The sequence below is a fragment of the Arthrobacter sp. NicSoilB8 genome (genome assembly GCF_019977355.1).
Classification (GTDB): domain Bacteria; phylum Actinomycetota; class Actinomycetes; order Actinomycetales; family Micrococcaceae; genus Arthrobacter.
Window position 1 is genome coordinate 4,746,838 of sequence record NZ_AP024655.1, and the last position, 13,631, is coordinate 4,760,468.

Genomic DNA, 13,631 nt, shown 5'->3' on the forward strand with positions numbered 1-13,631 from the left:
CCCAGCACGAGAGAGGAGGACCGCCATGGCCGCCGCACATGCAGCAAGCCCCGCATCGGTCCTCCGTCGAGCGGCACTTCTGGCCGGCATCCTCGCCGTCATTGCCGGATTCCTTGGCATGCACATCCTTGCCGGCTTTCACGGAATGCACAGCCAGGCAGCCCCATCGGACGCCGCGCAGACGTTCCCGGCGACGGCGGCGGCTCCTCATGACATGCCCGCCAGCCAGGCTCATTCCAGCCATGCACCCGCCACGGAAGCGGAGGCGGCCGCCCCGGTGACCACCACTCCGGTCACCGCAACTACGGTGACAGTGGGCGGCACGCCGGTGCCGGCGTCGTGCACCTGCCAGGGCGACTGCGCCGAGAAGCCGGCCATGCACCTGGACTGCACCCCCTCCGGGTCCAGTGCATCCCTGAGTGCACCACCGCCGGGCTCCACAGTGGTGCTTACGCAGCCGTGGGCCGCCGCTGTTGCAGCCCAGTGGGCGCCCTCCGCCCACATTCCCGGCTCGCCCACGCCCAACGATCTGTCCATCAGCCGGACGTAAACCCGGGCCTGCGCCGCTGACTTTCCGGCGCTTCGGCATGCCCCCGGGGCGCGCCGCCCTCTTGCGCCGCCACCCCGCCCGATGCCGGCGATCTCTGCCGGATTTCCAAAGGACAGATCTGACATGAACAAGACCCTCACCATTTCCGCGACCGCCCTCGCTGCGATCATCGCACTGGCTGCCTGCTCCACCGGCTCCGGCTCCGGCAGTTCCGCATCCGGAATGAGCCCCACCAGCAGCGGCACCATGGCTGCAAGCTCCGCGCCGGCCGCCGCCGACGCCAGCCACAACGGCACCGACACGCTCTTTGCCCAGGGCATGATCCCCCACCATGCGCAGGCCGTGGAGATGAGCGGGATGATGCTGGCAAAGCCCGGGATCGATGCGAGGATCACGGCACTGGCCACGAAGATCAAGGCCGCGCAGGGCCCTGAGATCGAGCGGATGACGGGCTGGCTCCAGGCCTGGAACGAGTCCGCGCAGATGGCCGGCGGCCATGCCATGTCCGGCATGATGGGCGAGGACGAGCTCAAGACACTCGACGCCGCCCAAGGCAACGAGGCCGCGAAGCTGTTCCTCACCCAGATGATTGCCCATCACGAGGGTGCCGTCGAGATGGCGAATGCGGAGGTCCGCAGCGGCAAGAACGCCGAGGCCGTCCAGCTGGGCAGGGACATTGCGGCCGCCCAGACCGCGGAAATCGCGGAGATGAAGCAACTGCTCGCCGCGTTGTAGGCGGACACCGGAGCACCAGAATAACGGCGGCCCGGGGGCCCGGGCCGGGCCCCCGGGCCACTCCCGGGCCGCACCCGGGCCGCCGTCACAGTTGACACCCCGGTGTGACCCCTGCCATATTTGAAAGCGTGAACCTGTCAGACAGCCGGACAGCAGGACAGCCTCTAGCCCGCCTCAGCGCGGCCGAGGCAGTCTTCAACGTCCTCCGCTCCGAAATCGAATCCGGCAAGCTGGGCGTCGGCGCCAGGCTGAGCTCCGAGGCCACGCTTGCCCAGCAGTACGGCGTGAGCCGCTCTGTGGTCCGCGAGGCCCTGCGCTCCTGCACGGCCCTGGGCCTGACGGTCACCAAGACCGGGCGGGGAACGTTCGTCATTGCCAACCACGTGGCCAAAGACCTGGTCTTGGGCCAGTACTCCGCACGCGACCTCACGGAGGCGCGTCCGCACATCGAGGTTCCCGCCGCCGGGCTGGCCGCGGAACGCCGCTCGTCCGAGGAACTGGACACCATGCGGGACATCGTCGCCGCGATGACCGCCGAGGACGACCCCGAAGTGTGGGTGGGCCTGGACTCGAGCTTTCACGCGTTGATCGCGCGGGCCAGCCGGAACAAGGTGTTCGAAAACGTCGTCGCCGAGATCCGCGAGGCCCTGGCCCACCAGTCCGAGACCCTGAACATGGTGGCGGACCGCCAGCACGCCTCCGACGAGGAGCACCGGCGCATCCTGGCCGCCATCGAGGCCGGCGACGCGGCGACGGCCCGCATCGCCATGAGCCAGCACCTCCATGCCGTTGGCGTCGCCCTCGACTCGATCCTCAACCCCTGAGGGCAGCCAATTGCCGCCTGCAAGGGCAGATTCAGCAGCAGACACGGCAGCAGCTTGACCTGCGACAACCAACACCACCGCCAAAGGACGCAATGATTTCTCCCGCCCTCGCGCACATCCCGGCCCTGCTTGCTCCGGAGAGGCTCCCGCAGTACGCCCCGCTCGCAGTCCAGACCCGCGACGGGCTGGTCGAGAGCGTCCATTACGGCTCGGTGATCGCCACCGCAGCGGACGGCCGGACCCTCCTGGCCGCCGGCGAGCCCCTCGCCCCGTTCTACCCGCGCTCCGCCCTCAAGCCGCTGCAGGCTGTCGCCATGGTCCGCGCCGGGCTGGACCTCCCTGACGAACTCCTCGCCCTCGCGGCTGCCAGCCATTCCGGTGCCGCCATCCACCGCGAAGGTTCCCGGCGCATCCTTGACCTGCATGGGCTCACGCCCCGGGTCCTCGAGAACAGCACCGACCTCCCCTACGGCGCCCGCGAGCGCGAGAAATGGCTCCGTGACGGCGGCCAAGCCACCCAACTGGCGCAGAACTGCTCCGGAAAACACGCCGCGATGGCCGCCACCTGCGTCATCAACGGCTGGCCGGTCCAGGGATACCTGGACCCGGCTCACCCGCTGCAGCAGCTCGTGGCCCGGACCGTGACGGACCTGACCGGCGAGGAGCCGGAGCGCACATCCACTGACGGCTGCGGCACCCCGCTCTTCGCCCTCACCCTGCGCGGCATGGCCCGGGCCTTCGGCAAGCTGGCCGCGGAAGCCGAAGCCGGCGACGGTGCGGAAGCTTGCGTCGCGCGCGCCATGCGCCGCCGCCCCGAAATGGTTGCCGGCGAGGACCGCGATGTCACCGCGCTGATGCGCCTTGTCCCGGGCCTGCTGGCCAAGGACGGCTTCGAGGGCGTCCAGCTGGTGGGACTGCCCGACGGCCGCGCCGTCGCCGTGAAGATCTCCGACGGCGGAGACCGCGCCAGGATGCCGGTCACCGTGCGGGTCCTGGCCGCGCTCGACGTCGACACCTCGCCCCTGGCGCGCATCGCCGCGGCCCCGGTGCTGGGCGGCGGCCGGCCCGTCGGGCTGCTGCAGGCGACCGAGTTCCTCGCCGCCCCCGACGCCCGCAACGACTCCGACGCCCCCGACGCCCTGTAAGGACAGCCATGACCCCGATCGACGAACGCGCAGACTTCCGCTCCGAACACGACCTCCTGGGCAACCGTGACGTTCCCGCCGACGCCTACTGGGGCGTCCACACCCTCCGGGCCGTAGAGAACTTCCCCATCACCGGCCAGCCGCTCTCCTCCAACATGCACCTGGTCCGCGGCCTGGCCGCCGTGAAACTGGCCGCCGCCCGCACCAACCACGAGCTCGGACTCCTCGACGCCGAGCGCGCCCAGGCCATCGAGGATGCCTGCGCCGACGTCATGAACGGCAAGCTCAGCGATCAGTTCGTGGTGGACGTCATCCAGGGCGGCGCCGGGACGTCGTCGAACATGAACGCCAACGAGGTGATCGCCAACCGGGCCCTGGAAATCCTCGGACACCCGAAGGGCGACTACGCGCGGCTGCACCCCAACGACCACGTCAACCTCAGCCAGTCCACGAACGACGTCTACCCCACCGCGGTCAAGCTCGGCACCATCTTCGCCGCCCGGGAGCTACTGGACGCGCTCACCGAACTTGAAGACGCCTTCGCCGCGAAAGCCCTCGAATTCCGCACCGTGGTCAAGATGGGCCGCACCCAGCTGCAGGACGCCGTCCCCATGACGCTCGGCCAGGAATTCGGCACCTACGCCGTCACGATCGGCGAGGACCGGCTCCGCCTGGCCGAAGCCGACCTGCTGATCCACGAAATCAACCTCGGCGCCACGGCGATCGGCACCGGCCTGAACGCCCCGGCCGGGTACGCCGAGGCCGCCTGCCGGCACCTGGCCGAGATCACGGGCCTGCCGCTCGTCACGGCGGTGGACCTGATCGAAGCCACCCAGGACGTCGGCGCGTTTGTGCACCTCTCCGGCGTGCTCAAACGGGTCGCCGTGAAACTGTCCAAGATCTGCAACGACCTCCGGCTGCTCTCCTCCGGCCCGCGCGCCGGCCTCGGCGAAATCAACCTCCCCGCGGTGCAGTCCGGCTCCTCGATCATGCCCGGCAAGATCAACCCGGTCATCCCGGAAGTGGTCAGCCAGGTGGCCTACGAGGTCGTCGGCAACGACGTCACCATCACCATGGCCGCCGAGGCAGGCCAGCTCCAGCTCAACGCCTTCGAACCGATCATTGTCCACAGCCTCCACAAGAGCATCTCCCACTTGGAAGCCGCCTGCCGCACCCTCACGGCCCGCTGCGTCCGGGGCATCACCGCCAACACCGAACGGCTCCGCCTCACGGTGGAACAGTCAATCGGCCTCGTCACCGCCCTGAACCCGCATCTGGGCTACGCCACGGCCACGGCCATCGCGCAGGAAGCCCTCGCGACCGGCAAGGGAGTCGCGGAGCTCGTGCTCGAACACGGGCTGCTCACCGACGAGCAGCTCACCGAGCTCCTCAGCCCGCACCGCCTGGCCAACCTGAGCAAATAGCGCACCCTCGAACCCCGAAGGACCCCCATGACTTATCCCGAAACTGCCCGCGCCCAAAAACAGCCTGCCCAACAGGCCGTCACCGACCACACCATTCCGGCGCATGCCCACGCCTCCGAAGCCGCGCTCCACGCCGAGGACCAGGGCTACCACAAGGGCCTGAAACCCCGGCAGGTCCAGATGATCGCGATCGGCGGCGCCATCGGCACCGGCCTGTTCATGGGCGCCGGCGGCCGTCTCGCCACCGCCGGGCCGGCCCTGATCATCAGCTACGCCGTCTGCGGGTTCTTCGCCTTCATGATCCTGCGCGCCCTCGGCGAACTCGTCATGCACCGGCCCTCGTCGGGATCCTTCGTCTCCTACGCCCGCGAATTCTTCGGCGAGAAGGCCGCTTTCGTCACCGGCTGGCTCTACTGGCTGAACTGGGCCATGACCGCGATCGTGGACATCACCGCCGTCGCGCTGTACATGAACTTCTTCAAGAAGTACTGGGCGCCCATCGCGGACGTGCCGCAGTGGGCCTGGGCCCTGGCCGCCCTGATCCTGGTGCTGGGCCTGAACCTCATCAGCGTCAAGGTGTTCGGCGAGCTCGAATTCTGGTTCGCCCTCATCAAGGTGGTGGCGCTCGTGTCCTTCCTGCTCGTCGGCATCTACTTCGTCATCTTCGGCACCCCCGTCGCAGGCCAGGAGGTCGGCTTCAGCCTCATCACGGACAACGGCGGCATGTTCCCCAACGGCCTGCTGCCGGCAGTCGTGGTGATGCAGGGCGTCGTGTTCGCCTACGCCTCGATCGAGCTGATCGGCACCGCCGCGGGTGAGACGGAAAACCCGGAGAAGATCATGCCAAGGGCCATCAACACGGTGATCGTCCGTATCGCGGTGTTCTACGTCGGCTCGCTCGTGCTGCTCTCCCTGCTGCTGCCCTACAGCTCCTACAAGGCCGGCGAAAGCCCGTTCGTGACGTTCTTCGGCTCCATCGGGGTGGACGGCGTGGATGCCATCATGAACCTTGTGGTCCTGACCGCGGCCCTGTCCTCACTCAACGCCGGCCTCTACTCCACCGGCCGGATCATGCGCTCCATGTCCGTCTCGGGTTCCGCGCCGAAATTCGCCGCCCGGATGAACAAGTCCGGCGTCCCCTATGGCGGCATCGGGCTCACCGCCGGGGTGGCCGTCCTGGGCGTCATCCTGAACGCCGTGGTCCCGGCCGAGGCCTTTGAGATCGTCCTGAACGTCGCGTCCCTGGGCATCATCAGCACGTGGGCCATGATCGTCCTGTGCCAGATGCAGCTTGCCCGGCTCGCGGCCCGCGGGGAACTGCTGCGGCCCGCCTTCCGGATGCCCGGCGCACCCGTCACGGGCTGGATCACGCTGGCCTTCCTCCTGGCGGTGCTGGTCCTCATGGCCTTCGACTCGCCCGTGGGTACGTGGACCATCGCGTCCCTGGCGGTCATCGTCCCGCTCCTGATGCTCGGCTGGCGCCTCTGCCGGCACCGCATCCTGGAAATCGCCGCCGTCCGCGACGGCTTCACCGGACCGTATCCGCTCGTGACCGCCCGGGCTGCCCGGCCCGCCGGAAGCGACGGGCGGGACGGGAGCGACAGGCGGGATTCGGAGTAGCGCCGCCGCAACGCGTCCGCGTAACGCAACGTCCCCGCAACCTCTCGTGCACCCGGTTCGCATATGCTCAGCAGAGGAGCCCACACTGGCGCCCACCGGCTCAGCGACGAACCACCCGGGAGACACTTCATGACCAACTGGCGGATCAGGGACTTCCACTCGGCCGATCTTGACGGCATCCTGCACCTCTGGGAATCCCTCAAGGAATCGAACGTGGAGCCCGTGTACGCGCTCTCCGAAGTCCTGGCCTCGTGCGAAAAGGACCACGCCGTGGTGGCAGTGCAGGGCGAGCAGGTGGTGGGCGCCGCGGTCGGACGCGCCGCCCATGACCAGGGCTGGATCGTTTTCCTGGCCACGCTGCCCGAGTTCCGGGGCCGCGGGATCGGCACGTCGCTGCTGGCCGCCGTCGAGAACCGGATGGCGCCGCACGGGCTCAACAAGCTCTCCGCGCTGATGCCCGAATCCGAAACCCGGGTGGAGGCGTTCCTGGGCCGCGGCTTCGTGCTGAAGAAAAACCTGCGCTACTTCGAACGGAAGATCCCGGTCCAGCGCCAGGAGCTTGAGCCGCTCAGCCTGCTCGGCGGCCGCATCCTGGCCCGCGACCTGTGGGAAAACGTGGCCGGCATGCGCCGCGAAAAGGAACTGCTGGAACGCCGGCTGGTCCTGCCGCTGGCCGAGGCCGACCTCGCCGACGAATACGGCGTGGTGCCCCCGCGCGCCGTCGTCCTCTTTGGACCGCCCGGTACCGGCAAGACGACGTTTGCCAAAGCGATCGCGTCCCGGCTGGAATGGCCGTTCGTGGAGGTCTTCCCGTCCCGGCTAGCCGCCGACCCGCAGGGCCTGGCCGGGGCGCTGCGCGAGACCTTCCTGGAGATCGCCGAGCTGGAGCACGCAGTGGTCTTCATCGACGAGGTCGAGGAAATCGCCTCGCAGCGCTCGGGTGAACCGCCCTCTCCCCTGCAGGGCGTCACCAACGAGCTTCTGAAAATCATTCCCGCGTTCCGCGAACAGCCCGGCCGGATCCTGGTCTGCGCCACGAACTTCATCCGCGCCCTGGATTCTGCCTTCCTGCGGCATGGCCGGTTCGATTACGTCATCCCGATCGGCCTGCCGGACCGGCAGGCCCGCGAGGCCATGTGGCAGCGCTTCATCCCCGCCGCCGTGGTGGACGACGTCGACGTCGAACTCCTGGTGGACCGCACCGAGGGCTTCTCCCCCGCGGACATCGAGTATGCGGCCCGCAGCGCCTCCCAGCGGGCGCTGGAAAAGGCGGTGTACGACGACGGCGGTGCCGCGTCCGGGGGCGACCCCGCCTCGCGCGCGGCCGTCCGCAAAGGCCCCTCGACCCAGGACTACCTCGACGCCATCCGGGACACCCGGACGACGGTCAGCGACGAGGTGCATCAGGAGTTCCTCGAGGACATCGACGCCTTGGGCCGGGTGTAGCCAAAGCAACGCGGGGTCAGATGCGGCCGGTGTTGGGGTCCGGAATGGGCGCGAAGTGACCCCGCGTTGCATGCGTCGGACTCCTCTGGCGGGCCCGGCGCCCCGTTCGACGGACAGGGCCACAGCCCGGGGCGCAACTGTCCGGCCGGTGACCTTCGGCCCTTTCCGGCGCACCCGGGACCTGCAAGAGTGGCGGTCATGGCCATGGACGCTGTCGTCAATACCCGGCACGGCACGCTGCGCGGTGCGGAGGCCGACGGGGTCCGCACCTTCCTAGGTGTCCCCTTCGCGGCGCCGCCGACCGGGGCGAACAGGCTGCTCCCGCCGCGGCCGATGCAGCCGTGGACCGGTGTCCGCGATGCCACGGACTACGGGGATTCCCCTCCCCAGGTTGCCCCGCCCGTCAGCGCGGGTTTCGACTGGGATACCGGCCTCGGCGGTGGCGACTGCCTGAACCTGAACATCTGGGCCCCCAGTGCGGGGGCTGCCGGTGTTGGCGCGGCCGGTGCCGGCCCGGCCGGGCTCCCCGTCATGGTCTGGATCCAGGGCGGTGCGTTCGAAGTCGGCTCAACGGCGGCCTATGACGGCCGGAACTTCGCCCGCGACGGCGTCGTGTGCGTTGTGATCAACTGGCGCGTGGGCGCCGACGGGTTCCTCTTCCTCGACGACGGGCACGCCAACGTGGGCCTGCTCGATCAGGTCGCGGCGCTCGAGTGGGTGCGGGACAACATCGCGGACTTCGGCGGCGACCCCGGGAACGTCACCGTCTTTGGCGAGTCGGCTGGGGCAATGAGCATCGGCGTCCTCCTTTCCATTCCCCGGGCCGAGGGACTGTTCCGGCGGGCCATCCTGCAAAGCGGGGCGGCCCACCATGTCCTCCCCGCCCTGGCCGCCGAACGGATCGGCCGGGCCCTCGCCGAGAGACTCGGCGTTCCGCAGACCCGCGAGGCGATTGCCGGCGTCCCGGTCCAGCGGCTCCTCACGGCGCAGACGGAGCTGAAGACTGAACTGCTGGCGCACCCGGACCCGGACCATTGGGGCCACGACGTGGTGGCAAGCCTGATGCCCTGGCAGCCGGTAATCGACGGCGACGTCGTTCCGCGACGTCCGATCGACCGGATCGCCGGCGGGGCCGGCGCGCATATCGACATCATCGTCGGCACGAACACCGAGGACTGGAAACTCTTCCTGGCCATCACCGGCGTGCTCGCCAGGGTCACGGAGGAGAGCCTGGGCGGGACCGGCAGCATCGAAGGGTTCCCTCCGCCGGCGTCCTACGGCCTCCCGGTCCCGGCTGCGCTGGAGGCGTATCGCGCCCGCTATCCCGGCGCCACGCCCGGCGAGCTTCTGGCCGCGGTGCAGACCGACTGGTGGGTGCGGATCCCGGCGATCATTCTGGCCGAGGCCCACGCGAACGCGGCGCGGTCCACCGGCGCGGGAACCTACATGTACGAGTTCGCCTGGGCCGCGCCGGATCTCGGCGCGGTCCATGCAGTGGAGGTGCCGTTCGTTTTTGACACCCTGGCCACGAACGCCCGGCTGTTCGGGCCGCTCCTGGGCAAGAATCCCCCGCAGGGACTAGCCAGCGCGATGCACGCCGCCTGGGTGTCCTTCGCCGCCACCGGCGACCCGGGCTGGCCGGCATACGAACCCGCCAGAAGGGCCACCATGCGTTTCGATGTTGTCCAGGGCGTGGTGGATGACCCCAGGTCCTGGGAACGCGCCCTCTGGGACGGGATCCGCTAGCCGGCCGTGCCCCGGGCCTCGCCCGTGTGCCCCGCGTCGCCCGTGCGCCCGGCGTCGTCGTAGGAAAGGTTCTCGTAGTCGGTGTCGTCCGCCTCGTCGAGCATCTCATCCAGTTCATCCAGCAGCCACGGGTTGATCCGGGCCAGGATCTTGCGGGTCTCTTCGACCGGGACGGCCGCGTAGAGCACCGGGCGGGCCTCGTCGTAGCGGGTGACCGGCGGCTTGTCCGGCCACTTCTCGGCAAGCGCCTTGACGCGTTCGGGCAGCGAATTGTGCGCGTTGTCCGCAATCTTGACCAGGGTGGCGTCGTGGTCTTCGGCGATGTAGCGGATGCCGGCCTGGTAGTCGTCGGGGTTTTCGTGGAGGCGTTTGGTGACGCGCTCAATAATGTCGGCCGCCCGCTCCGAGACTCCCATATCCAGCAGGGCCTGGCGCGTCATCGGGGTGTCCTCGGCGATGTCGTGGAGGTACCCGGCGATCTGAATGTCGTCGTCGAAGTCTGCCAGGGCATCCCCGACGGCGAGCACGTGCTCCCGGTACGGCCGCTTAAGTTTGTCCTTTTGCCGGTTGTGGGCCACCTCGGCCAGGACCTTGGCTGTCTCAACGGTAAAGCGGGGCTGGGGGTGTGCGGGCTCGGTCATGAATCCAGCCTACGCGCCGTGGCTTCCCGTTCGGGGCGGGGTGTCGCTTCCCGGCTGCGCTCCCGGCAGCCCGGGCCAAATCCAGGGCTCGCGCGGCAGCACGGCGGGGTCGAAGACGGCCAGTGCGTGCTTGAGGGGTCCGGCGGGAAGCCCAAGGGACGCCAGCAGCACGTCCCGGACCTCGTCGGGGGTCACGCCGGCCAGGGCCAGGTCGGCGAGCGTGACGGCGCCGTCGCGCTTGGCCAGCCGCGCGCCGTCGGCGTTCAGCACCAGCGGAACATGCGCATATTCCGGAACAGGCATATTCAGCAGGGAGGCCAGGTATGCCTGCCGCGGCGTGGAAGGGAGCAGGTCGTCACCGCGGACCACCTGGTCGATGCCCTGGGCGGCATCGTCAACCACCACCGCCAGGTTGTAGGCGGTCACGCCATCGTTGCGCCGGAGCACGAAGTCGTCCACCACGCCGGTGTAGCTGCCGTGGAGCACGTCCCGCACCGTCGCTTCCTCCACGGCGGAACGGAGCCGGACCGCCGCGGGGCGGGCGGCACGCCTGGCCTCGCGCTCGTCATCGCTGAGGTTCCGGCAGGTCCCGGGGTAGGCGCCAAGCGGAGCATGCGGCGCGGAGGGGGCCTCCTGGATTTCGCGGCGCGTGCAGAAGCACTCATACGTCAGGCCGGCCGCAGTCAATTGCTCGATCGCCTCCGCGTACAGGTGCTCGCGGTCCGTCTGGCGCACGACGCCGCCGTCCCAGTCCACGCCGATCGCCGTCAGATCGCGGAGCTGCTCAGCCTCGGCACCGGCCCGGGCGCGGTCCAGGTCTTCGACCCGCATCAGGAACCGCCGCCCCGTGGACCGGGCAAAGAGCCACGCCAGGACGGCCGTCCGGAGGTTCCCCACGTGCAGTTCACCGGAGGGACTGGGGGCGAAGCGGCCGGCTGACGTCATGGGACCAGCCTATGCGGAGCGGCACCAGAGCCCCTCCACCACCAACGCGGGGTCAGTTCCGGCCCATGATGGAGCCAAATATGGGCGCGATGTGACCCCGCGTTGGTTGGAGGGAGCAGCACAAGAGCCCCTCAGCTACCGATGACTTCGGGACATCCGACGTCGGTGGCTCAGGGGCTCTTGCCGTGTTGTGGTGCGGTGTGCGGAATGACGATGCGTGAACAAGAGTCAATCAGCGGCTGGTTCCTTGCGGGAGCCTCGTCCAGGGTCCGGGTGGTGTGCCGGGGTGCCTGTAGCCTTCGGGGCCGCGGCGGTGGCCTTGCCCCTTTGTTGTCACTATTTGAGCAGAAGACCTACAGTTAGTGCAACGGACCCGGAATGAAGTAGTCAATCTGATCAACTGGGTCGTGGTCCGTGAACAGGAAGTGGTCATTTTGCAGGAGCTCGACGCGACGGACAGGCGGATCCTCGCCGCACTGGATGACGATCCCCGCGTGCCGGTCATGGTGCTGGCCCAGAAGCTGGGCCTGGCCCGCGGCACTGTCCAGTCCCGCCTGGAGCGGATGTCGGCGTCGGGCGCGCTCCGCCCGAACAGCAGCCGGGTCCTGCCGTCGGCCCTGGGCCGCGGCGTGGCGGCGGCCGTGAGCGCGGAACTGGACCAGAGCCACCTCAACGAGGCCATCGCGGCGCTGCGCAACATCCCGGAAGTGCTCGAATGCCACGCCCCTGCCGGCGACACGGACCTCCTGATCCGGGTGGTGGCCACGAGCCCTGATGACCTCTACCGCGTGTCCGAAGAAATCCGGCTGTGCCCCGGCATCGTGCGGACCTCAACGAGCATGTTCCTGCGCGAGGTCATCCCCTACCGGACCACGGGGCTGCTGGGCGCCTAAACCCTTCGTTGAGCCCGGCGCGCGGCCCCGCTCAGACCGGCGGCCCGGCGTTGGCCTTCAGGTTCTTCATGACCAGCGTGGAGGTCAGGCGTTCGACGCCGGGCAGGGAGGTCAGTTCGCTGTCGTAGAAGCGCTGATAGGACGGAAGGTCCTCCGCGATGACCTTGAGCAGGTAGTCCGGCGAACCAAAGAGCCGCTGGGCCTCCACGATGTTGGGGTTGTCCGCCACCCGGTTCTCGAAGATCTCCATCGTGGAACGGTCCACCTGGCGCAACGTCACGAACACGATCGCCTCGAACCCGAGCCCCACGGCGGCCGGATCAATGTCCGCCCGGTAGCCCCGGATGATCCCGGCGGCCTCCAGATCCCGCAGCCGGCGATGGCACGGAGCCACTGTCAGCCCGACCTTCGCGGCCAGTGCCGTGGCAGTCATTCGCCCGTCCGTTTGAAGGTGGCGCAAAATACTTCTGTCAATAGCGTCAATCACGCAATTATCTTACCCAAGAACGGCGGTTCACCAGTAAATTAGCGAACACTTCCGGGGCGATTTTGCCTAGAGTTTTCCTTGTACCTACACAGAGGTGCCACACCCCCTGGAGCCCGCCGTGAATCCCCAGCTTTTCCTCGCCTTCCTGGTTGTCGCCGTCGCCCTGGCCTGCACCCCCGGCGTCGACTGGGCCTATTCGATTGCTGCCGGGCTGAGGCAGCGCAGCTTCGCCCCCGCCGTCGCCGGACTCTGCGGCGGCTACGCCCTGCACACGGTGCTCCTGGTGCTGGGCCTGGCGGCGCTGCTGACCGGGATGCCGGGCGTGCTCGGCTGGCTGACCGCCGCGGGTGCCCTGTACCTGCTGTGGCTGGGCTTCAGCACCCTGCGGTCCTGGCGGGGCGCCAGCTTCAACGGCCCCAGCTTCGGCGCCGGCACGGACGGTCCCCCGGCAGCGGCGCCCGCGAGCCAGTTCCGGATTTTCGTCCAGGGCATGGGTATCAGCGGGATCAATCCCAAGGGGCTGCTGTTCTTCGTGGCCCTGGTGCCGCAGTTCGTCAGCCCGGATGCCGCCCTCCCGGTTCCGGTACAGTCCGGGCTGCTCGGGCTCACTTTCGTGCTGCTCGTGGGGGTCATCTACAGCTGTGTGGCACTCCTGGCCCGGAAACTGCTCCATGCCAGGCCGGGCGCCGCCCGTCACGTGACGCTCGCCAGCGGTGTCATCATGCTGGTCCTGGGTGCCGTGCTGCTCGCCGAACAGATCATGCCCGCTGTCGCCGCGGCCCTGGCCCGCGCCTGAGCCGGGGCATCCCCGGCACGGTTACTTGCGCTGCATGTACCACTCGGTGAAGGACGACGCGCGGCCGTCCGCGGTCAACTGGATGATCCAGAGGTTGTCGTAGCTTCGGCTGTTGCCGCGGTAGGTGGTCAGGCCCTGCACGAACGCCCGGCCGCCGTCGACCCCGAGCAACTTCCACTCAAAGGTCCAGTCATCCGGTTCGTCGCGCCCGGCAAGCCAGTGCTCCACGATGTCCTCCCGGCCCCGCCACGGTTCGGGCTCCTGGGGGCTGGTCGCATAGATGGCGTCCTCGGTGAACAGGGCCCGGATGTCCTCAGGGTCGTTCGTCGTCCATGCCGTGATGTAGTGCTGCATCCAGCGGGCCACCGCATCTCTCATG

General features: G+C 68.9%; 14 protein-coding genes. 10 read left to right on the forward strand and 4 right to left on the reverse strand.

Features of this window, described 5'->3' with window-relative positions; all coding sequences use genetic code 11:
- Positions 1 to 25 precede the first annotated feature (25 nt).
- The 8 genes from LDO15_RS21435 (at position 26) to LDO15_RS21470 (ending at position 9,490) form a co-directional block, all read left to right on the forward strand.
- Positions 26 to 550: a hypothetical protein gene (locus LDO15_RS21435; protein WP_223982234.1), complete on the forward strand. Its 525-nt coding sequence runs from the start codon at positions 26 to 28 to the stop codon at positions 548 to 550.
- Positions 551 to 673: 123 nt separating this feature from the next.
- Positions 674 to 1,285 carry a DUF305 domain-containing protein gene (locus LDO15_RS21440; RefSeq protein WP_223982236.1) on the forward strand — a complete coding sequence of 204 codons (612 nt, stop codon included), beginning with the start codon at positions 674 to 676 and terminating at the stop codon, positions 1,283 to 1,285.
- 128 nt (positions 1,286 to 1,413) lie between these two features.
- The gene (locus LDO15_RS21445; RefSeq protein WP_223982238.1) at positions 1,414 to 2,109 is read left to right on the forward strand and encodes a FadR/GntR family transcriptional regulator; all 696 of its coding nucleotides are present in this window, start codon (positions 1,414 to 1,416) and stop codon (positions 2,107 to 2,109) included.
- A 92-nt stretch (positions 2,110 to 2,201) separates the two neighbouring features.
- Positions 2,202 to 3,254, forward strand: coding sequence for an asparaginase (locus LDO15_RS21450; RefSeq protein ID WP_223982240.1), 1,053 nt, complete (start codon positions 2,202 to 2,204; stop codon positions 3,252 to 3,254).
- A gap of 8 nt (positions 3,255 to 3,262) precedes the next feature.
- Positions 3,263 to 4,678: an aspartate ammonia-lyase gene (locus tag LDO15_RS21455; RefSeq protein ID WP_223982242.1), complete on the forward strand. Its 1,416-nt coding sequence runs from the start codon at positions 3,263 to 3,265 to the stop codon at positions 4,676 to 4,678.
- Between the two features lie 27 nt (positions 4,679 to 4,705).
- On the forward strand, positions 4,706 to 6,298 hold the full coding sequence (locus LDO15_RS21460) for an amino acid permease (protein ID WP_223982244.1): 1,593 nt from the start codon (positions 4,706 to 4,708) through the stop codon (positions 6,296 to 6,298).
- A gap of 129 nt (positions 6,299 to 6,427) precedes the next feature.
- Positions 6,428 to 7,744 (forward strand): GNAT family N-acetyltransferase, encoded by a 1,317-nt coding sequence (locus tag LDO15_RS21465; RefSeq protein WP_223982245.1) that lies wholly within the window; start codon positions 6,428 to 6,430, stop codon positions 7,742 to 7,744.
- Between the two features lie 198 nt (positions 7,745 to 7,942).
- Positions 7,943 to 9,490, forward strand: a complete 1,548-nt coding sequence (locus tag LDO15_RS21470; RefSeq protein WP_223982247.1) for a carboxylesterase family protein — start codon at positions 7,943 to 7,945, stop codon at positions 9,488 to 9,490.
- Here LDO15_RS21470 and LDO15_RS21475 read toward each other — a convergent pair.
- Both LDO15_RS21475 and gluQRS read right to left on the reverse strand, forming a co-directional pair.
- Entirely contained in the window at positions 9,487 to 10,131 is a 645-nt protein-coding gene (locus tag LDO15_RS21475; protein ID WP_223982249.1) for an HD domain-containing protein, read from the reverse strand. The two genes, LDO15_RS21470 and LDO15_RS21475, sit on opposite strands and share 4 nt — an antisense overlap.
- Before the next feature lie 9 nt (positions 10,132 to 10,140).
- Complete coding sequence (gluQRS, locus tag LDO15_RS21480; RefSeq protein ID WP_223982251.1) at positions 10,141 to 11,076, reverse strand: tRNA glutamyl-Q(34) synthetase GluQRS; 936 nt, start codon at positions 11,074 to 11,076, stop codon at positions 10,141 to 10,143.
- A 434-nt stretch (positions 11,077 to 11,510) separates the two neighbouring features.
- Here gluQRS and LDO15_RS21485 point away from each other — a divergent pair, with 434 nt between their 5' ends.
- The gene (locus tag LDO15_RS21485; RefSeq protein WP_223987621.1) at positions 11,511 to 11,969 is read left to right on the forward strand and encodes an Lrp/AsnC family transcriptional regulator; all 459 of its coding nucleotides are present in this window, start codon (positions 11,511 to 11,513) and stop codon (positions 11,967 to 11,969) included.
- Between the two features lie 31 nt (positions 11,970 to 12,000).
- Here the strand turns inward: LDO15_RS21485 and LDO15_RS21490 are convergent, their stop codons facing one another.
- On the reverse strand, positions 12,001 to 12,456 hold the full coding sequence (locus tag LDO15_RS21490; RefSeq protein WP_223982254.1) for an Lrp/AsnC family transcriptional regulator: 456 nt from the start codon (positions 12,454 to 12,456) through the stop codon (positions 12,001 to 12,003).
- A 118-nt stretch (positions 12,457 to 12,574) separates the two neighbouring features.
- Here LDO15_RS21490 and LDO15_RS21495 point away from each other — a divergent pair, with 118 nt between their 5' ends.
- Positions 12,575 to 13,252 (forward strand): LysE family translocator, encoded by a 678-nt coding sequence (locus LDO15_RS21495; protein WP_223982257.1) that lies wholly within the window; start codon positions 12,575 to 12,577, stop codon positions 13,250 to 13,252.
- A 21-nt stretch (positions 13,253 to 13,273) separates the two neighbouring features.
- Here the strand turns inward: LDO15_RS21495 and LDO15_RS21500 are convergent, their stop codons facing one another.
- Positions 13,274 to 13,630 (reverse strand): nuclear transport factor 2 family protein, encoded by a 357-nt coding sequence (locus LDO15_RS21500; RefSeq protein WP_116766695.1) that lies wholly within the window; start codon positions 13,628 to 13,630, stop codon positions 13,274 to 13,276.
- Between the last annotated feature and the right edge of the window lies 1 nt (position 13,631).

Coding starts and splice junctions, on each gene's coding strand:
- LDO15_RS21475 (WP_223982249.1), bottom strand. CDS start 10,131: ATGACCGAGCCCGCACACCCCCAGCCCCGCTTTACCGTTGAGACAGCC.
- LDO15_RS21440 (WP_223982236.1), top strand. CDS start 674: ATGAACAAGACCCTCACCATTTCCGCGACCGCCCTCGCTGCGATCATC.
- gluQRS (WP_223982251.1), bottom strand. CDS start 11,076: ATGACGTCAGCCGGCCGCTTCGCCCCCAGTCCCTCCGGTGAACTGCAC.
- LDO15_RS21455 (WP_223982242.1), top strand. CDS start 3,263: ATGACCCCGATCGACGAACGCGCAGACTTCCGCTCCGAACACGACCTC.
- LDO15_RS21500 (WP_116766695.1), bottom strand. CDS start 13,630: ATGAGAGATGCGGTGGCCCGCTGGATGCAGCACTACATCACGGCATGG.
- LDO15_RS21465 (WP_223982245.1), top strand. CDS start 6,428: ATGACCAACTGGCGGATCAGGGACTTCCACTCGGCCGATCTTGACGGC.
- LDO15_RS21435 (WP_223982234.1), top strand. CDS start 26: ATGGCCGCCGCACATGCAGCAAGCCCCGCATCGGTCCTCCGTCGAGCG.
- LDO15_RS21450 (WP_223982240.1), top strand. CDS start 2,202: ATGATTTCTCCCGCCCTCGCGCACATCCCGGCCCTGCTTGCTCCGGAG.
- LDO15_RS21460 (WP_223982244.1), top strand. CDS start 4,706: ATGACTTATCCCGAAACTGCCCGCGCCCAAAAACAGCCTGCCCAACAG.
- LDO15_RS21470 (WP_223982247.1), top strand. CDS start 7,943: ATGGCCATGGACGCTGTCGTCAATACCCGGCACGGCACGCTGCGCGGT.